This window comes from Chryseobacterium cucumeris, from assembly GCF_001593385.1.
GTDB classification, from domain to species: Bacteria; Bacteroidota; Bacteroidia; order Flavobacteriales; family Weeksellaceae; genus Chryseobacterium; species Chryseobacterium cucumeris.
Window position 1 is genome coordinate 706,834 of record NZ_LUVZ01000001.1, and the last position, 22,605, is coordinate 729,438.

At 36.9% G+C, this 22,605-nt stretch carries 20 protein-coding genes, 1 tRNA gene and 1 riboswitch; of the genes, 12 read left to right on the forward strand and 9 right to left on the reverse strand.

The genetic code is table 11. The annotated features are described in order from the left end of the window. Position 1 precedes the first annotated feature (1 nt). Entirely contained in the window at positions 2-613 is a 612-nt protein-coding gene (locus tag A1704_RS03165; RefSeq protein WP_062670379.1) for a response regulator, read from the forward strand. Between the two features lie 131 nt (positions 614-744). Here the strand turns inward: A1704_RS03165 and A1704_RS03170 are convergent, their stop codons facing one another. Continuing rightward, positions 745-1,590: a hypothetical protein gene (locus A1704_RS03170; protein WP_062670381.1), complete on the reverse strand. Its 846-nt coding sequence runs from the start codon at positions 1,588-1,590 to the stop codon at positions 745-747. A 251-nt stretch (positions 1,591-1,841) separates the two neighbouring features. Between A1704_RS03170 and A1704_RS03175 the strand changes: the two genes are divergently transcribed. The 6 genes from A1704_RS03175 (at position 1,842) to A1704_RS03200 (ending at position 6,559) form a co-directional block, all read left to right on the forward strand. After that, complete coding sequence (locus A1704_RS03175; protein WP_062670383.1) at positions 1,842-2,798, forward strand: helix-turn-helix domain-containing protein; 957 nt, start codon at positions 1,842-1,844, stop codon at positions 2,796-2,798. 115 nt (positions 2,799-2,913) lie between these two features. Continuing rightward, complete coding sequence (locus tag A1704_RS03180; protein ID WP_062670386.1) at positions 2,914-4,116, forward strand: MFS transporter; 1,203 nt, start codon at positions 2,914-2,916, stop codon at positions 4,114-4,116. 196 nt (positions 4,117-4,312) lie between these two features. After that, entirely contained in the window at positions 4,313-4,726 is a 414-nt protein-coding gene (locus A1704_RS03185; RefSeq protein WP_062670388.1) for a hypothetical protein, read from the forward strand. 132 nt (positions 4,727-4,858) lie between these two features. Then, the gene (locus A1704_RS03190) at positions 4,859-5,458 is read left to right on the forward strand and encodes a Crp/Fnr family transcriptional regulator (protein WP_062670390.1); all 600 of its coding nucleotides are present in this window, start codon (positions 4,859-4,861) and stop codon (positions 5,456-5,458) included. A 65-nt stretch (positions 5,459-5,523) separates the two neighbouring features. Continuing rightward, a complete protein-coding gene (locus A1704_RS03195; RefSeq protein ID WP_062670392.1) occupies positions 5,524-6,144 on the forward strand; it encodes a hypothetical protein in 621 nt (206 codons plus the stop codon). Positions 6,145-6,157: 13 nt separating this feature from the next. After that, entirely contained in the window at positions 6,158-6,559 is a 402-nt protein-coding gene (locus tag A1704_RS03200; RefSeq protein ID WP_062670394.1) for a DoxX family protein, read from the forward strand. Between the two features lie 79 nt (positions 6,560-6,638). Here the strand turns inward: A1704_RS03200 and A1704_RS03205 are convergent, their stop codons facing one another. Next, positions 6,639-7,274: a DUF1062 domain-containing protein gene (locus A1704_RS03205; protein WP_062670395.1), complete on the reverse strand. Its 636-nt coding sequence runs from the start codon at positions 7,272-7,274 to the stop codon at positions 6,639-6,641. 498 nt (positions 7,275-7,772) lie between these two features. Here A1704_RS03205 and A1704_RS03210 point away from each other — a divergent pair, with 498 nt between their 5' ends. Both A1704_RS03210 and A1704_RS03215 read left to right on the forward strand, forming a co-directional pair. After that, positions 7,773-9,188: an aldehyde dehydrogenase family protein gene (locus tag A1704_RS03210; protein WP_062670396.1), complete on the forward strand. Its 1,416-nt coding sequence runs from the start codon at positions 7,773-7,775 to the stop codon at positions 9,186-9,188. Between the two features lie 114 nt (positions 9,189-9,302). Next, complete coding sequence (locus A1704_RS03215; RefSeq protein WP_062670397.1) at positions 9,303-10,100, forward strand: helix-turn-helix domain-containing protein; 798 nt, start codon at positions 9,303-9,305, stop codon at positions 10,098-10,100. A 138-nt stretch (positions 10,101-10,238) separates the two neighbouring features. On the opposite strand, the gene metE is transcribed toward A1704_RS03215, so the two are convergent. After that, complete coding sequence (gene metE / locus A1704_RS03220) at positions 10,239-12,542, reverse strand: 5-methyltetrahydropteroyltriglutamate--homocysteine S-methyltransferase (RefSeq protein ID WP_062670398.1); 2,304 nt, start codon at positions 12,540-12,542, stop codon at positions 10,239-10,241. Between the two features lie 179 nt (positions 12,543-12,721). Continuing rightward, a riboswitch (cobalamin riboswitch) is annotated at positions 12,722-12,907 on the reverse strand. A 195-nt stretch (positions 12,908-13,102) separates the two neighbouring features. Between metE and A1704_RS03225 the strand changes: the two genes are divergently transcribed. Continuing rightward, positions 13,103-13,564, forward strand: a complete 462-nt coding sequence (locus tag A1704_RS03225; protein WP_062670399.1) for an Lrp/AsnC family transcriptional regulator — start codon at positions 13,103-13,105, stop codon at positions 13,562-13,564. 84 nt (positions 13,565-13,648) lie between these two features. Here A1704_RS03225 and A1704_RS03230 read toward each other — a convergent pair whose 3' ends face one another. Both A1704_RS03230 and A1704_RS03240 read right to left on the reverse strand, forming a co-directional pair. Then, positions 13,649-14,191 (reverse strand): hypothetical protein, encoded by a 543-nt coding sequence (locus A1704_RS03230; RefSeq protein WP_062670401.1) that lies wholly within the window; start codon positions 14,189-14,191, stop codon positions 13,649-13,651. Between the two features lie 480 nt (positions 14,192-14,671). Then, positions 14,672-15,532 carry an alpha/beta fold hydrolase gene (locus A1704_RS03240; RefSeq protein ID WP_062670403.1) on the reverse strand — a complete coding sequence of 287 codons (861 nt, stop codon included), beginning with the start codon at positions 15,530-15,532 and terminating at the stop codon, positions 14,672-14,674. A 274-nt stretch (positions 15,533-15,806) separates the two neighbouring features. Between A1704_RS03240 and A1704_RS25115 the strand changes: the two genes are divergently transcribed. Together A1704_RS25115 and A1704_RS24685 are read left to right on the forward strand one after the other, a co-directional pair. Beyond that, complete coding sequence (locus A1704_RS25115; RefSeq protein WP_002980068.1) at positions 15,807-15,950, forward strand: bacteriocin-like protein; 144 nt, start codon at positions 15,807-15,809, stop codon at positions 15,948-15,950. Between the two features lie 26 nt (positions 15,951-15,976). Continuing rightward, positions 15,977-16,123 carry a bacteriocin-like protein gene (locus A1704_RS24685; protein WP_165835290.1) on the forward strand — a complete coding sequence of 49 codons (147 nt, stop codon included), beginning with the start codon at positions 15,977-15,979 and terminating at the stop codon, positions 16,121-16,123. Between the two features lie 153 nt (positions 16,124-16,276). Here A1704_RS24685 and A1704_RS03245 read toward each other — a convergent pair. From A1704_RS03245 to A1704_RS03260, 4 genes are all read right to left on the reverse strand, one after another. Beyond that, a tRNA-Ser gene (locus A1704_RS03245) sits at positions 16,277-16,361 on the reverse strand. A 192-nt stretch (positions 16,362-16,553) separates the two neighbouring features. Beyond that, positions 16,554-17,048, reverse strand: coding sequence for a hypothetical protein (locus tag A1704_RS03250; RefSeq protein ID WP_062670404.1), 495 nt, complete (start codon positions 17,046-17,048; stop codon positions 16,554-16,556). An 86-nt stretch (positions 17,049-17,134) separates the two neighbouring features. Next, on the reverse strand, positions 17,135-17,800 hold the full coding sequence (locus tag A1704_RS03255; RefSeq protein WP_062670405.1) for a hypothetical protein: 666 nt from the start codon (positions 17,798-17,800) through the stop codon (positions 17,135-17,137). A gap of 2 nt (positions 17,801-17,802) precedes the next feature. Then, positions 17,803-22,605 (reverse strand): RHS repeat-associated core domain-containing protein, encoded by a 4,803-nt coding sequence (locus tag A1704_RS03260; protein WP_082798688.1) that lies wholly within the window; start codon positions 22,603-22,605, stop codon positions 17,803-17,805.

The following is a 22,605-nucleotide window of genomic DNA, read 5'->3' on the forward strand; positions in this document are numbered from 1 at the left end:
TATGAATGAAAAAATTTTAATTGCTGATGATCATTATGTAGTAAGAGCAGGAACCTGTTTGGTTCTTGAAACTGCTTATCCGGGTCTGAATATAGATTTTGCTGAAAATTATGACCAGGTGAAAAAGAAACTTGAAGATCAGCGGTATGACCTAATTATTTTAGACATTGATATGCCAGGAACCCAATATAAAAAAATGGTTCCGGAGCTTAAAGATATACAGAATGACCTTAAAATTCTCATATTCTCAGGATATGATAAAGATGTAGCCATCCAATATATCAGGGAAGGGGCTGAAGGCTATCTGAATAAACAAAGCAGTGAAGAGGAAATTAAAAATGCGGTGAAAACGGTCATTGAAAAGGGATATTTCTACCCTGCAGAGCTGATTGGTCTTATTATTCAAAACAAAAGAAATAATCCCGTAGAGAAGTTATCATCCAGGGAATACGAAATCTTCAAACTTCTGGCGGACGGTAATGGCAATCTGGAAATCGCCAACAGGCTCAATATTCAAATGTCTACAGTAAGCACTTATAAAAAAAGAATTTTTCAAAAGCTTAATGTTGGAAATATTGCTGAACTGATCAAAGTCTATGAAATGATGCATTAAAACGGGGCCGGAAATCCATAGTATTCCAACCCCAGAAAAAACACAAATCTCATGAGATTTTAACAGCTAACCCATTGATTTTTTATGCGTTATTTTTTATCATTGTATTTTTAGAATCATCTGTCGGTGTACTAGTACAGTCTCTGTACAGAGAGAAATAACTCCCTTGTATTATCAGAAGTATTGGAATCTGTGGTTGTAGCATCGCTGCTTCCTGTTGTAGATTTATTATCTACACGGAATGCATAATACACTCTGTACCATCTTGGCTCCGGTTCCTGTACTGTAATATCAAATGTTACCGTCTCATTATGGGTTTGAGTAAGATAAACACCATCATCAAATTGTCTGTAAGCTCCCGGTGATAATTTAATATTTCCATTATCAGAATCACCGGTATGGGTAGACATTTCCGAAACCCAGATTTTCACATCTGAAGTTCCTACATTGTAAAGTCTCGGATTAAAAGTGGTAGCCGCTCCCGTACCTGCTGAACTGCTGTTAAACTGGGCATCAAGTCTTAGAAAACCTCCCAAAACCGGAAGATCAGTAAGATAGGTACTGGCCAATGTATTGGCTCCCGAAGTACCTGCAGGAATGCTTCCGTGATAATAGATTAAATCTCCAATGGGAATATCATTATCTTGTCCCCCAAAAGCAAATTTCCAGGTAGTTCCGTTGAACATATAATAGCCGGCTTTATCTACTTTTGCTGTTTTTACAGAAGGAACAGTTACAGCCTGTGTTACATACACCAAAGCTCCAGTCTGAGCTGCCAGATAAACATTATCTTTAGCTCTTAACTGATCTCCTGTCATTCGGGGAGCCATCACTCCGTCAGCCGCAGTAGCCACATCGGGCTTTCCTTCTACATGCAAAGTTACTTTAGGGGAATCTGTATTGATCCCAACCTGGGAAAATGCCGCTATTGAAAAACACATCATAATGCTGGCAAGAGGTAATTTTATTTTTTTCATTTTAGTATATTTGTTTAAAAATTGAATAAATCGTTTAGGGTTAATTGAAAGATCATCAATCAGCCTTTGTTGAGCTAGCTGGTGCAAAGTTATCCGGACTGACAAATCAAATCCATGAATAATCAATGAAAAACAGGAAACAGCTCATAAAACACAAATTTCTAATAACCAGAAAGTTAAACCAGTCATTTTCTGAAATCTGACTGTTAAGAGAAAATATTGGAATGATTTAAAATTACCTTCTGCCACAAATGACCACCGAAAAAGACATAAAAATTGAACAGTACAAAAGACAGCTGGTGTATTATTATAATATTCTGATGTCTGTTATTCTTGCCCTATTTGGTTTAATATTTACTTTTATTATTCCCGATAAAATAATGGCCTGGTATCTTTTCGGAGGACTTTTTTTAATGGTCTATACATATCTGATTGTACGCAAATCCTACTCGGTGAATGTCATGGTGCATTCCTACATTATTATTGCGACACTTTATAATTTTTACATTATGCTGGCTTTCTGGAACAATTCTATAGCGAGTTTTGTCTGGCTTATTCCGATTCCGCTGGCAGCCTATGTTTTCTTTCAAAGAAAGTATGTTTTTATTTACAGCATGTATGTTTTGCTGAATATTATAGCGGGATACCTTATTTCTAAATCTTTCAGCTTTAAATTCCCGATACACCAACCAGAAGATGTGAGAATTACCGATACCATCCTTATGATTTCCAATGTAGCAGTCATTGCACTCCTGCTCTATTTTAAGGATAAAATAAAACGGGTTGAAATTTACCCTGAAATTGAGGAGAAAGCCCAGAGTACAGCAATACAGCCGGTTCCTACAGCAGACAAAGCTCCTTTTGCGGATGAACTGTTTGAAAAAATTGAATCAGTGATGAGAGAGAAACAGCTGTATAAAGATGTTAATTTTAATATTTCAAAGCTTTCTACAGAAATGGATATTAACAGCAGTTATATCTCAAAATCAATTCGTACAAAAGGATATCCCAACTTCAATAATTACCTGAATATGCACAGAATTGAGTGTGTAAAAAGATTACTTCATGAAAATGACATTGAAAAAGTAACCCTTATGTATATTTACACAGAAGCAGGATTTTCTAATCAGTCTACCTTCAACAGAGTTTTCAAACAGATGGAAAATATTACTCCTTCAGAGTACATCAACAGTCTGCAGCTTCATTGATTTGTTTCGCCAATCAATATCATTGAGATAATGATTTTTAAATTCGGAAAATAATCAGGAAATTTACATCACTTAATTTTTCCATCAAACCACTGCATTTTAATGCAAAAAAATCATGAATTCATCTGAAAAAGCACTTCAGGGAAGCTCACGTTTCCGATATATAAAACTTTGTATTTTCTTTTCAGGACTCTCGGTTTTTGCCCAGCTTTATCTTTTCCAGCCGATGCTGCCTATGGTTGCAGAGCAGTTCGGAGTGTCTGTAGGTGATACTTCCCTGCTGGTTTCATCATCCACAATAGGTATGGCATTGGGATTACTGTTTTTTGCTTTTAAAGCAGACAGCTATTCCAGAAAAAGTCTTATGGTTTTTTCGCTGATTTCATCTGCCATTCTGACTATTATTTCTACCTGGATTCCAAGTTTAAGTCTGCTCATTGCTATCGGAGTATTGAAAGGATTTGTTGTTTCAGGCGTCTCAGCAGTTGCTCTTGCCTACCTTACAGAAGAAGTGGATGCTCTGGCAGTACCTGCAGCCATCAGTATGTATCTTAGCGGAAATACAATCGGTGGAATGAGCGGAAGGATAATGGCGACTCTTTTTGCAGGGGAATTCGGATGGCGTAATGCTGTTCTTCTGATCGGTATAGAAAGTTTTATTCTTGGTGCCGTATTCTGGAAACTGTTTCCGGAATCAAAATTTTTCAATTCTCAGAAAACAGATTATCATCTTAAGGTAAAACAGATGAAATTTTTCCTTACGAATCCTTACATGCTCCGTTTATATTGTACTGCAGCATTATTAATGGGTGTTTTCGTGAGTGTTTATAATTACCTGACATTCAGACTAGAGGCTAAACCATTTTCATTAAGCCACTTTATCATTGCTTTTATCTTTCTGATGTATATTTTTGGCGTCTTTGGAACGATGATCGTAGGCCGTCTTTCAAGGAGGTTTCCCATGAATAATATCCTTAAAGCATCCATTCTGACTATGATTATCGGAGCTGCTTTATTGCTGTCTGAAAACATTTATATCCTTATTTTCGGACTCGGGCTTTTCACCCTATCATTCTTCGCTGCTCATACTATGGCCAGCCAGATGACCGCACTGTATGCCAAACGAGGAAAATCTTCTGCTACTTCTATTTACTGGCTTTTTTATTATTTTGGTTCAAGTATTCTGGGAAGTGGTACCGGCTACCTGCTTCATGCTTATTCCTGGAATGTTTTTATAGGAGTTCTTATGATAAGTGTTATAACCGCTCTTCTTCTTACCACTATTAATACCAATCCAAAAGCGGGAATAAAAAACTAATACCACATAGATACCACATCCAATATTTCATGATTATGGGACAATTCACGTATAATGTACTATTTTAACGTATTATTAATTTTTTATATCAAAAATTTAACCTAATATCCTTCAAAACAAGATTTAACAATGCAATGTCGGGCATACTATTTGCTATTTTACTAAAGACCATATCACCATTTAAAATCAAAATATTATGAACGTAGCAGATCTAAAAATCAAGAACTTGGTTGAGTATAAAAATCAGATTTATACCATTGCTGAGATCTTTCAAAATGTCGAACAGGCTTATTTTGTTAAAATTGAAAATGATATTCAAAGTATTTCGGTCCCGGCAGCATCCATTAAACCGATTAAAATAACGGAAGAATGGCTTGAAAAGCTCGGCTTTTCACGAACAGACAGTTCAGATCAGAGTATACGGTATGAAAGACCGGAAGCTTTTATAAAATATGATATAGACCTGAGTTCCAGAAAAATACTGGAAGGGCTGAAAATATACGGAAACGCCATAAAGTGTAAATATATCCATGAGTTTCAGAATATTTTCTCAAGCTTATTCGGAAAGGAAACTGTTTTACATTATGGTTATTTGAAAACAGAATCGTAGTTAAATAGTTCTTAGTTGAGGAAGACCACAATTTACATGATAAATTGTGGTCTTCTTATGTATAATTGTTTCATCTTACTTCCGTAATTTAATATTTGCGTAAATTTGTGCCTATACGTACAAAATCTAATGATGGATACAGATACAATAGTTTTACAACTCATAGAACACTTTCGAGAAATCGTTTTTTTAGAAGATAAAGATATTGACTGTATTAGTTCCAAATTAGAAATTATACAACTTAAAAAGAAAGATTATCTGCTTCGCGAAGGACAGGTTTCCAGACATATGCGTTTCATTGCACAAGGAAGTCTCTATGCGTACCACATTGATGAAAAAGGAAAAGAAAATACCACTCAGCTGGGTATTGAAAACTGGTGGGTAAATGATCTTTACAGCTATCTTAGCGAACTGCCTTCAAGAATGTTTATTCAGGCTAATGAAGATACCACCATCATACAGATCAGTAAAAATAATCTGGAATTATTGTACAAAGAAGTTCCGGCTGTCTCAGAATTCTGGCGCCTGAAAATGCAATCTGCCTATGTTACTTTACAGGAAAGAACCTTTGAACATTCCCGTGTTGATGCCTACACCAAATACAGAACATTTGTCACTACTTACCGTAATATCGAACAGCGTTTTCCTCAATACATGATCGCTTCCTACCTCGGAATCACCGTTGAATACCTCAGCTATCTGAGAAAAAAACACCTGTCTGACGTTTCTTAAGATTTCTTAAGTTTATTCCGTTCCGGCCTGAATAATTTTGCTCACAGAAATTTAATGAGTGAAATATGAAGGCAAAAATTATCGCTATAACAGCTCTTGCATCAGCTTCCCTGAGCCTGAATGCACAGCAGCTTTCCTATACCCCGGATCTTGTTTTAGGACATCGCTCCTATACTTATATGCACAATATCAATTATCAGCTGAATGAACGGTTGAAACTGAACAATCTTACCCTATTTGATACAGAATATAACAAAGATAAAGAAAACATATTCTTCATCAGAAATACCCTCTCGTATAATCTTACCAAAAGACTGAGTGCCAATGCGGCATTGGGAATGAAAAATCCCGGCGCATTTTTCAGTATTTACCTGCAATATAAAATCATCCAGTCCTCCTATTCACTTTCCTACTCTATAGGAACTACGTATCAGAAAGGATTTTCTCTGGAACAGTCTGTATCATTTGAATACACCCCTTATCTGACAGAAAATTTCAAAGGATACTTCAGTGTACTCGCTATTGGGAATCTTGATGACAGCGGATACCCCAGAGGGTTACAGTTTGTCAGATTAGGAGTAAAACAGAATAAAATGATGTACGGACTGGCTTCCAATTTTGATCAGTTTAATAACGGAAAAAAGACCCTGGAAAATATCGGGGCATTTGTAAAATATAACTTTTAAATAATGATAAGAAATGAAAAAGAACATTGATTTAGGAATGCTGATTATAAGAATAGCAATCGGATTTCCCATGTCTGTTTATGGAATCAGTAAGTTGATTCACGGAATTGGGTTTATTGAGGACATGATGATCATGTACGGCTTACCATCATTCTTTGCCTATGGTGTATTTGTGGGAGAAATTATAGCTCCTGTACTGTTGATCTTAGGATTCCGGGCCCGTCTGGCAGGATTAATCTTTGCTGCCAATTGCTTCACGGCTACCCTACTGGCGCAAACAGCCAATATTTTCAAGCTTAATGACTTTGGAGGCTGGGCGTTGGAACTGCTTGTGATTTATATGCTCGTAAGTCTAAGTTTTTTCTTTACCGGTGCCGGAAAATACGCAGTTTCAACCCAAAATACGTGGGATTAATCCAAATGAAATACATAAAGTGAACTCAATAAAAAGCCTCCCGATCAACAACCGGAAGGCTTTTATAATGATTGATCATTTACTGTGTTGAGAAAAAATCCTCTTTTCCGATAAGATAAATATTGATCAGCTCCTGCCTGTTGATATCAACAATATCTCCATTCTTGAACTTATATTTCTTTTGAAGAGGCTTCTTATTAAAGTAAACCTTACCTGAAGCAAGCAAGAGGTTCAGCTTAGATGATGAAAGCCCTAAACATGTCCGGATTACTGTTGAGACTCTCATATTAAAATCAAAAGAAGACTGTATTTGAAAAGAAATGAACTCATCTTCCCTATTCATAAGATCTTCTACGGGAAGATTTGGGTACAGAATTTCATATTCCACACTTTCCCAGTCGGCTTCCAGATTATTTTTTCTTCTCATTTCCTGTGAGAAAGCGTATTGCCAGGCAGTTTCCACATTGTTTTCTGAGAATTTACGGAATATTTCTTTACTGATTGATTCTGTTCTGATTCTTGAAAATACGGTCATATTATAGGTATTGCTGCATTTTACACACCGGTAAATCAGCCATATATCAATATTCTTTTTCTGGGCATTCAGTCTGAATTTATCGCTGCATTGAAATCTGTCGCTGTTACATTGATTGCATTTCTTTTTGAGTAAGGGAGTATTTTTCGCTTTTACCTCCCAGATATATTGGGTATTCATTACTTATAATCGTGCTTAATATTCTTTTTGGATTTTTTCCATATTATTCACGCATTACAGAAAGGTATACCTCTGTAGTATAATTCAAAGATGAGGTAAGCTATAGTTTCTCTATGTAGTAAAGTTTTGATCAATAGCATTGGTCAAAGCCGGAATAGCAGAGATAAAGTCACCTTTAACAGTGAATACGATAAATAATATGATGAAATAAAAACCTGTTCGGGCAGAATTACCCAAACGAAAGAACGATCAGCCTGTGGTTACTGAGACTGATACTAAGCGAAAATAAGTTTAAGAGTGGTTCTCAAAACGTTTTATTTACTTGGTTATGATAAAAGTAGTCAATTTTATCGAAGAACAGAGCATTTTTCACAGGTAAATTCAAAAAACCAAATGGACAATCTCTAAAATGGACCATACAACAAAGAAAAATTGAACTTTACAACAAACCCGTCTTTTCCGTTTCTGCCGAACTTTGTGGTATTAAAATCATCAAAAATGAATCAGATTAATAAAATTTACATCAATGGCGAATTTGTTACGCCACGAGGAACAGAAACTTTTGATCTTATCAATCCCGTTACCAACCAAAAAACCGGAGAAGTGGTTCTTGGAAATGAAGAAGATACCAGAATGGCCATTGCAGCAGCAAAGAAAGCTTTTTCAACTTTTTCAAAAACAACAAAGGAAGAAAGGATTCATTTTCTCAGAAAACTGCATGAAGCTGTAAGCAAAAGAGAAGATGAGTTGGTTGCTGTTATGGTGAATGAATATGGAGGAACTTTACAGTTCAGCAGAATGAGTGTCCAAAATGCAATCTCTGCCTTTACAGCTACGATCAATACTTTAGAATCTTATGATTTCGAAAGAACGGTGGGACATTCCAAAGTACGTTTTGAATCTTTAGGTGTAGTTGGAATCATCACCCCATGGAATGCCAGCAACAGCTTTATCTGTAATAAACTTGCCACTGCCATTGCTGCCGGATGTACAGCTGTGATCAAACCCAGTGAAATGAGTGCAGTACAAACCCAACTGCTTACCGAATGTTTTCATGAAGCAGGTTTACCGGAAGGAGTTTTAAATATCGTCAACGGATTAGGAAATGTAGTGGGAAATGAAATTACCCAGCATCCTGATATCGCTAAAATATCTTTCACAGGATCTACATTAACGGGAAAAGCGATTGCCAAAGGAGCTGTAGATACGATGAAAAGAATAACCTTAGAACTTGGAGGGAAGTCTCCTAATATTATCCTGGAAGATGCCGATTTTGAAAAAGCAATTCCTATGGCCGTTTTCGGGGCTTATATGAACAATGGCCAGGCTTGCATCGCCCCTACCCGATTGTTGGTTCCTCAAAACAGGCTGGAGGAGGTAAATGAACTTGCTAAAAAAGCCGCAGGACAAGTAAAAGTAGGAAATCCTGACGAAGAAGACACTCTTGTAGGACCTATGGTGAGTGTAAAACAATTTGAAAGAGTACAAAGTTATATCCGTCTGGGACAGGAAGAAGGAGCCGTTCTGCTTGCAGGTGGTGAAGGAAAACCGGAAGGTCTTGAAAACGGTAATTTTGTAAAAGCAACCATCTTTACCAACGTTCGTAATGATATGCGTATTGCGCAAGAGGAAATTTTCGGACCTGTACTGTCTATTATTCCTTATGCCAATGAAGAGGAAGCCATTGCTATTGCCAATGATACTACATATGGTCTTGCAGCTTATATCAGTTCTGCCAGCCAAGAACATGCAGAACGTGTAGCCGCACAGATTGATGCTGGAAGAATCTGCATTAATGGGTTTGCCCACGATCCTTATGCGCCTTTCGGAGGTTTCAAACAAAGCGGTATCGGACGTGAGTTTGGTGTATTCGGACTGGAAGCTTACCTGGAACCCAAAACGATTCTGGCTTAATATGATCTTCTTCACAGCAAATATTCTCAGGATTACTTTGCTGTGGAGATTCTATGATCCTGAAAAGTTTTGTAAGTTTGAATAAGAATTGATCAAGAAATAACTTTTTGAGCTATGAGCGAAAATAATATTCCTTTTCCCATCAATTACTCCTGTCATTTTTCAGAATTCAGGGAAGGAGAACAGTTTGCACGGATTCACAGCCTCGGCCTGGTGCTCTCCGGGGAAATGGAACTTAATGATGGCATCACAAAAACGACATTTAAAGAAGGAGAACTCTATTCTGCAAGGAAAAACAGTTTATTGAAATTCGCAAAATATCCACCCAAAAACGGGGAAATCAGAACCATATCCATCTATTTTGACGATGCCATGCTTCATGACTTCAGCCGTGAGTATGGATATCGGGCAGAAAAAAAGGACAATGTCCAGGCCTATATAAAACCGGAGCAAAAGGCATTACATTCTTTTATGTACTCATTATTACCGTATGAAGATCTTCCTGCTTCTGAAGAAATACTGAAGCTTAAACAAAAAGAAGCTCTCCTCTTACTGTTGAATTACGATCCCGGCCTTAAGGATATTTTGTTTGATTTTTCCGAACCCTATAAAATAGATATTGAATCTTTTATGAATAAAAACTTTCATTTCAATGTCAATGTAGAGCGTTTTGCTTATTTAACAGGGAGAAGTCTGTCTGCATTTAAAAGGGATTTTCAAAAGATATTCGGAATTCCGCCAAGACAGTGGCTGCAGCTTCGTAGATTAAAGGAAGCCCATTTTCTGCTTACCCAAAAAGGAAAATCAGTTTCTGATATTTATCTGGATCTTGGGTTTGAAAATCTATCCCATTTCTCGTTTGCGTTTAAAAAACAGTTTGGTTATCCGCCAAGTGCTTTACAGGCAAAATAGTTCAGAAACACATGTTTATTATAAAACACAATAGTAAAACTTTACTTCATCAACATTTCACCGGATTACCATAATAAATCGTGCCATGAATATCATGGCACGATCTGAATAATTGAATCTAATTATTTCTAAAGTTTTTTAAAGTGCATATTCTATTGAAGCTTCTTTAGCAGCGGCAACCATTGCAATTAAAGCTTTTTCAGTTTCTTCCCAATGTCTTGTCTTCAGTCCGCAATCAGGGTTTACCCAAAGTTGGTTGGCAGGAATGACATTCTGAGCCTTTCTCAGCAATTCAATCATTTCTTCTTTTGACGGAACTCTTGGTGAGTGAATATCGTATACTCCAGGACCAATTTCATTCGGATATTTGAAATCGGCGAAAGCATTCAGCAGCTCCATCTGAGAACGTGAACATTCTATGGTAATGACATCTGCATCCATATCGGCAATGTTTTCAATAATATCATTGAACTCAGAATAACACATGTGAGTGTGAATTTGGGTAGCATCTTCCACTCCGCTTGCTGAAATTCTGAAAGCTTCCACTGCCCATTTCAGATAATTCTGCCAGTCTGTTTTTCTTAATGGTAGTCCTTCTCTGATGGCAGGTTCATCAATCTGAATAATTCTGATTCCTGCTTTTTCCAGGTCCACTACCTCATCACGAATTGCCAAAGCAATCTGCTTACAAGTTTCTGAACGAGGCTGATCATCACGTACAAAAGACCACTGTAAAATCGTAACCGGACCTGTCAACATACCTTTTACCCATTTTTCAGTCTGAGATTGGGCATATTGAGACCAGTACACCGTCATCGGAGTCGGGCGGGAAACATCACCGAAAATCACAGGAGGTTTCACACAACGGCTTCCGTAGCTTTGTACCCAACCGTTTTTAGTGAATACAAATCCTTCCAACTGTTCCCCGAAATATTCCACCATGTCGTTTCGTTCAAATTCTCCATGAACCAATACATCAATTCCGATGTCTTCCTGCCAGCGGATTGTTCTCTGCGTTTCCTGTTTCAATAAGGTATCATATTGTTCTGCAGTAAGCTCTCCTTTTTTAAATTTTGCTCTCCAGCTTCTTACTTCTGTGGTTTGAGGGAATGATCCGATTGTAGTGGTTGGAAATAATGGTAGCTGCAATACTTCCTGCTGTTCTTCTTTACGGATTTTGAAAGTATTTATTCTCTGAGCATCTTTTTCAGTAACTGAATTCACTCTCTGTTTTACCTGATCATTATGGATAAGAGAAGAAGTTCTTCTGCTTTCAATGGCTCTTTTATTTTCTTCAAATGCTTCAAGAACCTGTTCATTTTCCGTTCCGGATGCCAGTTGTTTAAGCGTTACGACTTCCTTTACTTTTTGTTTAGCAAAAGCCAGCCAGTTTTTAATTTCAGGATTAAGATTAGTTTCAAAATCAAGGTCACAAGGTGAATGAAGCAATGAACATGATGGTGCAATCAGAATTCTTTCAGATCCTAATTTCTCAACAGCTTTTCTGATGAAAGACAATGATTTTTCGTAATCATTTTTCCAGATATTTCTACCGTCGGTTACTCCTAATGAAAGGCTTAAGCTTTCCGGAATAACATTCAGAATATCATCTAACTGTTCAGGATTTCTCACCAGATCAATATGCAATGTATTCACCGGAAGGGAAACAGCAATTGATGCATTATCTTTTAATCCGTCAAAATAAGTGGCAACGATAAATTTCAGTTTCGGAAAACGTTTTCTGATTTCGGCATACACAGAAAGATACGTTTCTTTGGCTTTTTCTGTTAAATCCAACGCCAGAAAAGGTTCATCAAACTGAATCCATTCCGCACCCTGGTCTTGAAGTTTGGTTAAAATCTCTGTATAGACTGGAAGAAGATTTCCAGCCAGATCCAATTTATCGAAGCCTTCTTCTTTTTCTTTTCCTAATAACAGATAAGAAACCAGTCCGATAATCACCGGTTTTGCATTGATTCCCGCTTGTTTTGCTCCGGCAAATTCATTGAAAATCTTATCTGAGCTCAGTTTAAACTGTTGATTTTTATAAAATTCCGGAACGATATAGTGATAGTTGGTATCGAACCACTTGGTCATTTCCATGGCAGTGATATCCAATCCGTCTTTCTGATATCCTCTTGCCATTGCAAAATAAAGATCCAATTCAGTATTGTTCTTTTTAAGCACCACTTCATGGTAACGTGTTGGAATGGCTCCTACTACAAAGCTCATATCCAATACCTGATCATAGTATGAAAAATCATTACACGGGATAAGGTCTATCCCTGCTTCTTTCTGGATATTCCAGTTTTGGTTACAGATAGTTCTTCCGGTATTCAGAAGTTCTTCCAAAAGGATTTTACCTGACCAATACTGTTCGCAGGCTTTTTTGAGTTCTCTTTTGCTACCAATACGCGGATAGCCAAGGATGTGAGTTTGCATTTTTTTAAACTTTTTAATTAAACTTATTGGGAAAGTTCTTTAAAAGGCTTCGTAATGTTTTATCGGAAGAAGTTTCAGGAAAGTCATGACATAGCAGACAGCGTAATTTCCTTTACAAAAGAAAATACCCGAATCCGATATATCATCTGTATGACCCCAAAGCTTCAGACCGCGAAAGCATTGTCAATTCAGTAAAGGCAGGTCTCCTGACTTGTAACAGTTTCCGTCATCCTTCCCGCTTTTGGCAGTGGATCTGCAAGGACAGAAACCTTTGGTGTGTTACTTACAGTTGCGCGACAGCTCGTGATTTGCACACGATTCCCTATTAATCTACGTTAAGTAAAACCTTTTCTGTTTGATGAAGTATCTGTAAAGAACTGTACTTTTACCTTTAACTATGGTCATCAGTAAAAGTTTTTAATCTTGTGTAAAATTAGCAATACAGAATAAAAACACAATTACAATCAAATAATTAAGCAAATTAAACTTTTAAAAACAAAAATAAAAGCATAAAATTCTGTACATTTGAATGTTTTAATCATTTAAAAGAATAATATTCTGTGGAACAACTTGATGATAAGGACTTACAGCTGCTAAGGCTGCTCCAGAAAAATGCTAAACTCACCGTTAAGGAACTTGCGAAAGAGGTAAATCTTTCTACCTCACCTGTTTTTGAAAGGGTAAAAAGGCTTGAACAGGAAGGTTTTGTTAAAAGATATGCGGCCGTTCTTGATGCCGAAAAACTGAATCGCGGATTTACGGTTTTCTGCCAGATCAAGCTCAAAATCCACGACAGATCAGTAGGTTATGATTTTGTAAAGGAGATTTTAGAAATCGAAGAAGTTGCCGAATGTTACAATATTTCCGGGGATTTTGATTTCCTTCTGAAAGTTCAGGTACGGGATATGAAGCATTATCAGGATTTTGTATTCAATAAGCTTGGATCTGTGGATTCCATAGGGAGTACCCACAGTACGTTTGTGATGGCTGAGGTAAAAAATAACCATGGGCTGACGATATAGCTTTCGCTTTACGTTAATCTGCTTCAGATATAAAAAAATCCGTCGATAATGACGGATGTTGTTATTATTCTAATTTTCCAGTACTTAATTGGCTGCCGGATCAACAAGCGTTGGTGTTAAACCTAATGATTTCAACCGGTTTTTACTGTCAAAAAACAATGTTGCATAATGTTTTCCTTTTTTAAAAACAAGTTTTGATCCACCTGGAAATTCACTGTCAGCTCCTAATTTTTGCGTTTTAGCATTGTATTTAGTGAACCTGGTTTTACTATCCTGTAAGGTACTTTTATTCAGCACAAGGTCAAAAGGAAGCCCTTCCACCACTAAAGATTTATTGTCTGAAGCTGCGAAAAACATCTCATTGACAGCATTATCTTTTCCAAGACCACAATAAAGTTCCAGCCCTGTTTTCATTGGCCATTTTGCATATTTTTCTTCGTTGGCATCTTCATAAAAAACAGTTTTTACATTCAGTGCTTTTGATATTTTATCGGGTGTCTGTGGGAAGATAAATTCTGAATTTTTGTCCAATAAAGAATTCAAAGCGGCTGTTTTTTGTGAAAATGCAGTCACACTTAATGCCAGAAAAAAGAGGGTTACAATGAAATTGAATGGTTTCGTCTGCATGAGAATATTTTAAAATTTTAATAATTTGATGATTAAAGGTATTAAAATTACACAATTTGTGTGATATAATTCTATGGTGAAACCTTATCTATAAAATTCCCGATTTTACTTCTTTTGCTGCAAATTGAACACCGTCCCAGCAGGATCAGTAATCCAGTGCATGTTGTCAGGAAGTTCTTCAATCTCGTCACAGGTTTCCACACCATTTGACAGCAAGTATTCTGTTGCTGTTTCTACATCAGGGACCGTGAGTTGTAACCAGGTTTCGGAATGGGTATAATTGTCGACACAATCCAGCCAAATAATATTATTCCCGAATTTTACTTCGTGAGTTCTGGAAACAGTAGGATTATTAATGGGTTTTTACTCCACTTCTAATTTTAGAATTACTCTGTAGAAGGCAACTGTTTTTTCATATTTATTTTTGGGAATTTTTATAGCGATATTAATTCCTGCTTCAAATTTTGGATTCATACTCAACTATTTTAAAAAATTATTCAGATAGTTCAGAATCATTGCTGTCTGCATCATCAGACTCACATGGGTTTGTCCCGGAGCAATAGCCAATTGCGATTTGGGCATTTCTCCCATGTCCGCAAAGACATCACCTCCCAATAATTTATAGGTTTTTGAAAGTTCTGTTTTGTCCAATCCATCATTATCACCAGCTATGATTAAAACCGGTACCCGAATTTTAGAAATATTACTATCGCCAAGATCAAAAGGTTGTCCGGCAGAAGCCATCATCTGCTCCAGAAATGGAGTCCATTTTGTTTTATCTGGTGCTACAGCATTATAGGCAGTATGCATAGGACTGTTTGTAAAGAGGTCGGGTTTCATTCCTTCAAGCGCTTTATTTACTTCGGGCAGCCAGCCATTAGTTTTATATGTTGACGAAATAATAACCAATTTGTTCAGTCTTTGCGGACTCTGTATCGCTAATTGATAAGCCACTTCACCTCCAAAACTGTAGCCTACAACATCTGCTTTATCAATTTTCAGATAGTCCATCACCTTTGTAACATCACTGGCTAAAGTAGTGTGTGATAATTTCCTTTCTGAAAACGGAGTATGCCCATGGCCCTGTAATTCAAGTGCTATTACTTTTCTGTTTTTAGACAGTTCCGGGATCAGCTCGCCCCAATTCAGGTCAATCGTCATAAAGGCTCCATGTAACAGCACAACAGGCTTTCCTTTACCATAAACTTCATAATACACTTTGATTCCGTTGGCAGGCGCATAGCCGCTTTCAGAAGGTTTTACTTTTTGTCCGTATACCTTGGATGCTGTCAGAAAAACAGTTAGGATTAATAATGCAGAGAATTTGAATAAATTTTTCATAATAGTATCAGATTTGGTGGATTAAACTTTTAATCAAAATTACCAAGTCAATCTGAAAACGGACTTGCCACAGGGCAAGATTTTACTGAAATGAAATCAACTCTTTAAGTACAGATTTCAAGGCTTATCCCATAAACCAATTTTACTTAATTCCATAAAATAATTACAAAACATCCTACAAGTAAACAATTAAAAAATAAATATTTTTACAATAATTCTACAATAGTTGATAAAATTTGATTAATTTCGAATAGAACTAAACTTAAAAATTATTATGAAAAATTTAAAGAAAATCGAAAGACAGGAATTGAAAACAATTAAGGGCGGAATTGATTGCAGAGGTGGTCAGTTATGTTTGATCGGTGGTAAGTGGCAATGTATGCCTTACGACGGATGTGGTGGAGGAAACCAGCCTTAATTTACGTTTAACACAATTACTTGACTATGAAAAATTCTAAAAAAATTTCAAGAGACCAATTAAAGAGTATTAATGGCGGAGCGGTAAGCTGTTCTGAAGCATGCTGTCCACCTCCGGGAATCAAAAGATGTCCGTGGGTGATCTGTATAGCACCATGTGAGATTTTAAGTTAAAGAAGACCCTATTCTCAACAATAAACCCTGTGATTTTGAATTGCAGGGCTTTTTATTTAAACTATATAACGTATTCTTATTTATACTGATTTCAATCTAAGATATACTCTAAAAATAAAAAACCTTAAATCAATTGATTTAAGGTTTTCTTTGCGGAGAGTGAGGGATTCGAACCCCCGGACCTGTTACAGTCAACAGTTTTCAAGACTGCCGCAATCGACCACTCTGCCAACTCTCCTTTAACTCCGGTAGTACCGTTGTTTTCAGTGGTGCAAATATAGAAAGTTTTTTATTACTGACAAAATATTTTTACAATAAAATTCGTATTTCTGGTGTTTTAAAGAGACAGCAATGTCCTTAGCCAAATAAAATTTGAATATTAAGATCTCAACATCAGATATTTAAACTCAGGGATGAAATATTTATTTTTTTAACCATAGTAATACTCGGTAGTCACGTCTCCGCTGAAAGCCGGGTATGCATCCTGTTTTTCCATGTGCAACTCAAATAGTCTTTCGCCATTTTGACTTCCTCCCCGTATTTTCAAAGTATGCCATCCGTTTTCCAAGGATAACGTAATACTGTTTTCCTCATTAATGGTAGTAATATCTTTTAAATAGCCAATTCCTACAATTTTTACTTCATTATTAGCCGTCTGAAAAACCCAGCCTCTTGACTCTACCTCTACTTCACTATCATTCAGGACTTTTTCCTCATTTACAGAAACCCGGAATGCATAATAGTCTTCCTCTACCCCTATAATTGGAATAGCGATTCCTGATTTTGTTATTTCATCCCCATGTTCGTTTTCTACAAAATATTTTAAAATATTATTACCGGAAAGGTGATTTTCCTCCAGATATTTTGCTAAAAGTTCTGGACTAAACACCACAAAACCTTTAAGTTCTGAGAATATTTTTTTCATAATATATTTGAATTGGATTTGGATTAAATATTTAAACTCTATTGCTGTGCTTTTGACTTACTGTCCATTTCACATCAGTACAGCACTCAGGTTTTTCTTGAAATTTCAGATAAATAATTGTCTTGTTCTATGAGAAAATCATTAATTATGACAACAACTTCATCTATATTTTTTAAAAATAATTCCTGGTATTCTCTTGCCGGTTTATTCAAACTGTAAATAATTTGGGAATATTCATATTTTGATAATCCGATATAGATATAGTAAGGTTTTTCAGAATTCCGATTGTAGGTAATGTCTATAAAAAGTTTTCCTCTTACTGCTGAAAAAATCAATTCTATATCATCATACAAAACTTCATTTCTTATCAGATTATTATAAACAATGGTCCAGCTTGAAATTTTTAAGGGAATAAGCTCTTTTTTTGAAGGATTCAGGTATTCTGATAATGTATTGTAGAATTTATCAATTTGATGACCTGTCTCTATTGTTTTATAAATAGCTGCACCATCATGATGCCATTCCCCTAACCTTCTGGATAGCATGCAGAAATCAAAAGAATATCCTACATTGCTGTTTTCATAGGAAACCGAAATAGTTTTTCCTGTAATGTGATTTACAGCACTAAACAATAAGGTATCATCAAAAGGGATATCCTCTATATTATAATTTTTGTCTATAAAAACGTTTGCATCAATACTCCATCCGCCTTCAACCTGAATTCCAGTGTTTAGTATTCCTTTATCTTTCATCGTTATGGATAATTTGCTTTTTTTATATAATTATTGGCATCTGCCTCTGATATCGGATGACTGTGTATGGTACCGGAAGCCACTTCCACTCTCATAAATCTTGTTTTTTCTCCCATATTATATCCAATATCGGTAGGATGTTCATAAATATAGTAAGTAACTCCACCATTAGGTACTACATTACCCTTTCTCATGGCATCAAATGCGGCTTTTTTCTCAAAATTTTTGAAATTATCTTTTACTACATCCGGGAAATATGATCCTTCTGGTTTACCGCCTACTCCTTTAATACTTCTGGCTTTAGCATCTTCCATCGAAGTGGCCTGAATATGTTTGGTAGCATGTATAGAAGGAGGTGTAGGTCTTTTTGCTTTTATAATTGAACCTCGTTCTGCTTTTCTTCGTGACCATCCCCCGTCAACCTCTATTAATCCCAGCGGATCAATTTCCGAATTACTATCATGGGTATATGCATACAGATTGGGATTATCTCCAAGCGGACCCATTGGATCCTGAGAAAGATAAGTCCCGCTTTTCCCATCATAATAACGGAATCTATTATAACAAAGTCCCGTCTCCTCATCTTCATACTGCCCTTGCTGTCGGAAAGGAATAAATGATTCATCACCATTTACATTTTCAATTCTTCCGAAAATATCATAGTCGGCACTCCAGACCAGATTTCCATCCTCATTATAAGCCTGCGCAGGTCTCCCTATATAATCTGAAATAATTGAAGTCTTTCTGTTTCCTTCAATCTTTGCAGACGGCACATGGCTCCCTGTTTCATAAACCCATGTTATTAAATTCTCTACAGGCTCTTGCTTATTTATAATATTTCCTTCATCATCAATTTCATTGGCAGGTCTTGCCTCAATATTATAATTCCATTCATGTAAAAGAACATTACCATCCCAAATATAACGAGTTATTTTCTGCCAGCCAATTTTAGAAATTCTTCTTCCCAGTGCATCATACTCAAAACTCACTTCTTTACCATCAGGACGCTTTACTTTAGCCAGCATTCCATTAGCCCTCCAGGAATAAGCCCAGTCACCGGATTCCCATTCAGTTTTTTGAATTTCTGCTGAGAAATTATCGTTCACATCAGGTAAAATAACACCTTCCGGCATTTTCGGGCGGCTAAGCCAATCCGAGGCAATGGCTTTGTAATAAGGATGAGCGCTGTTTGATTTTTCCTGATGTTCTGGCCTCGCATTATTGATCACCCTTTTACTCTTTAATAACAAATTTCCTTCTTCATCATAATGATAAAACCAGTTTTTGTCGCGCATCAGCTTTCCACCTTTATCATAAATACGATCGGTACGTTTTATACTTTCATATAAGCAGCCCGTTTCATCAGGGTTTTTATGCTGAACTTTTCCGTTGGAATATTCTGCAGCAGCAAGACTTCCAAATGCATCATAATCAAATCTTGTTCTACCACCTTTTACTTTGTCAAGTATAGTCAACAACCGGCTTCCTTCTCCCCATATATAGTCTTTATGAAAAGTAGTATTTGCTTTATGAGTAATTACTTTCTGGCTTATAGGCATTCCGGTATGATCGAATTCAAAAGTACTTTCCACATTCCCGGTCATTTCACGGGAAAGGATTTGCTCATTTCTACGGGTTTCAACATTCATCTGCCAGGGTAAAATTACCTCTGTAGTGTTGGCGGAAATGTTTCTAAGCTGTCCCAGATCAGTATAGGAATAATCAATTTTCGCTCCTAAGCTGCTTTCCAGACCGATAAGATTAGCTTGCTGATCATATTTATATTGAACTAAATGTTCCCCTTGTTTTTCATTGATAATCTGCCCCAACTGGTTTCTCTGAAAGCTAACACTGCTATCTTCGTTATCTGCTTTGATAAGCAAACCTGAAGTATCATATTGATATGCCTCCCAGGTTCCGTCCGGATAATCCACCTGCGTTATTCTTCCTGCCAGATCATATTCATAAAAGATTGTATTTCCATGAGGGTTTCTTCTTTGGGTTATCAAGCCATCCTTATCACGGATAAAGATTGTTTTGCGTCCCTCAAAGCCGGTTTCACCAATAATTTTGTTATTATTATCTCTTTCAAAAATATAGACCTCTCCTTTTTCATTGGTCATACTTACTAAATTTTCGTAAGCATCATAGCCAAAGGCTAGTGTTTCTTCTTTCTTACTGGTGAGTGCATTCCTTCGAACCTGCCGCTTTAAGCTTCCCATTGGAGTATAACTCATCAACCATTCTGCACGGCCATCTGTAGCATACACCGGAAGATCATACGCATCGTAGCGAAGTTTCAATGGTAATTGCCCCTGTTCATTCACTTCAACCACCCTTCCCATTTTATCTCTGTTCCAAACAGTTCTGCTTAAAGGTTTCGGACTAAAAATCAACAGCCTTCCATAGTCATCAAATTTCCAAAATTGCTCAGTTCCGATAGTATTGGTAAGCTGAATAAGCTGCCCTCTCTCATTATATTCGTAAGATGCCGTAACTTTTTCTCTTATGCATCTTTCCGGAAGCCTTTTTCCATCAGCATATTCATAATAAACATTTTCTTCTGCCGCATCTGTATGACTGATTAATCTTCCATGCTCATCATAATTCCATGTTTCAGAAGCTCCCGAAGGTGAAAAACGGGCAATAACCTGTCCAAACTCATTATACTGATAATGATATTCTTCTCCATCAGGACTGTGAAAAGTCTTGATATTTCCCATTTCATCATACGTATACCCCTGAACACGTCCTTCCGGGCTTCCTATCATTTTCAGTTCATTGTATGCTGTAAAGTCATACCAGGTTTCCCCACCTTCTCCATCTACTTTTTTATATACAAGAAAATGATCATCATAATAATAACGTTCTGTTTTATTATCTTGTTTAGGGTATATTACTTCTGTGAAGCCTTCTTCTTCATCATAATGAAAACTTCCTTCCATATATCCATCCAAACCTTTAGTATATACTACCCTACCTTTTTTATCATATTTCCAGATATAGCTCATCCCATTTCGGTTGACTCTTCTTACAATTTGATTTTTCCCATCATATTCAAAGACGATCGCTTTTTTGTGAATATCCCAGACATGGGTAAGATTTCCACGCTCATCATAACTATAACGGACCAACAGATCTTTTTGGTTTTTATAGCAATAACAGACTTCTGTTATCTTTTTATATTCAGGGTGAATAGTGGTTTCTATACTTGTTTCTGTATTAACATCTTTTATCCTTTTTAGAACAATATTGCGGCCTTCATACTCATATTCACGAACAGTTCCGTCACCATATTCGATCCTTGCAATTTTATATATCACTCCTTCTGTAACATGATGAAAGCGGGTATAAGTGTAGATGTCTGTACCTTTGCGAACAACCCAAATACTGTTATTTGGTCTGTATTGCCAGATTTTCTGATCTCTGAAATAGGTCATTTCTTTTCCAATTTCAGGTACGGGAACAAGCATGGCTATATTTTCTTCAGGATGCATCCATCCGGCAAATTTGTTATTCTCTTCAGGAAGGATAAACAGATCGTGATTATTAAAAACGCCATTTCCTAAAGGCCCAAAATCATAAGGTCTATCGCTGTGCCATTTATTTTTCCAGGTTAAAGGAGTATTCCCTAGAATTTCGAAATCCTCCCATTCAAAAAACATAGCACCCGTTGCAAAATTAACAGGTTCCAGCCCCCAATGACATAATTTCTTAGAAAGAGCATTTGAAAATTTAAACTTATTGAAAGGAGCTTTTTTAAGAACACTGTTATTAAGCTTTTTTAAACCATTTGCTCCCAGTTTTCCTATTTTCTTTGTTAAACTTCTCATTAAGAACATCCCGGCAAGACGCATCAGCATTTCTCCGGGTGTATAAGTATGAGGAACAAAGGCTCCTCCCACCAATACAGGGCCTCCCGTATTGATCTGGATATACATGCTTGAAAAGTTATTGTAGAAAGCAAAATAAGCCAATGGATTTTTCTTGGGTTTATCCGGCATTGCAGGCAGCATGGTCATTCCGAAAGGAAATCCCATACACGTTAATACCTGTTGAGGCTGATTTCCGCTCATTTTACTTCCCTGTGCCAGAACGGTCTGTGAGCCGTAATACACTTCTCCTTCATGGGGAGCTTCCTGAGGAAAAGGAATGAGATACACCGGAATAAGCGATGTAACATGTCTGAATGGAATCACCACTCCCATCACACTGGTTGTAGTGGTAGCTTTATGCCTTCCGTGAACATATATTGAGCCTCCCATCGGAATACTTTCCGGAAGAGAAGGCATCAGATTTCTTGCAAATTGCGGAACCGGAATCTTGATGGTAATATAATCCATAATATCAAAAACAATCCCGATAAACGGATGAGGCAATGGCAAAGGAATAAACATAAATGAAGGTGGCGGCGGAATGAGCGTCCAGTGAATATCAATGGCCAGTACTATATCAAAATGCTTACTTGTATGCTGAATAGCTGTGGAAGGCATTACAGGATTATTGACCTTAATCAGTTTCACTTTGCTTTCCGGTGCTGCTCTTTCTGTTGTCACAGCACTGTCGCCACCTCCGCCTCCACTGCTTTTCTCCGGCTGGCCGGCATCTCCTCCCAATATGGATTTAGCCATAGAAACAGGATTCAGGGAATCAAAATTATTTTTCATTCCGTTTTTCCAGCCCTGTGTGGTTTTATCCCAACTTACCGAAGTAACGTCTGCTTTGACCTTCCAGGAGCGGTCCGGGTTCATATCCGGCTTTGCTACCTTGATGGGTTTTACTGTTTTTTTATTCAGATCTGCCAT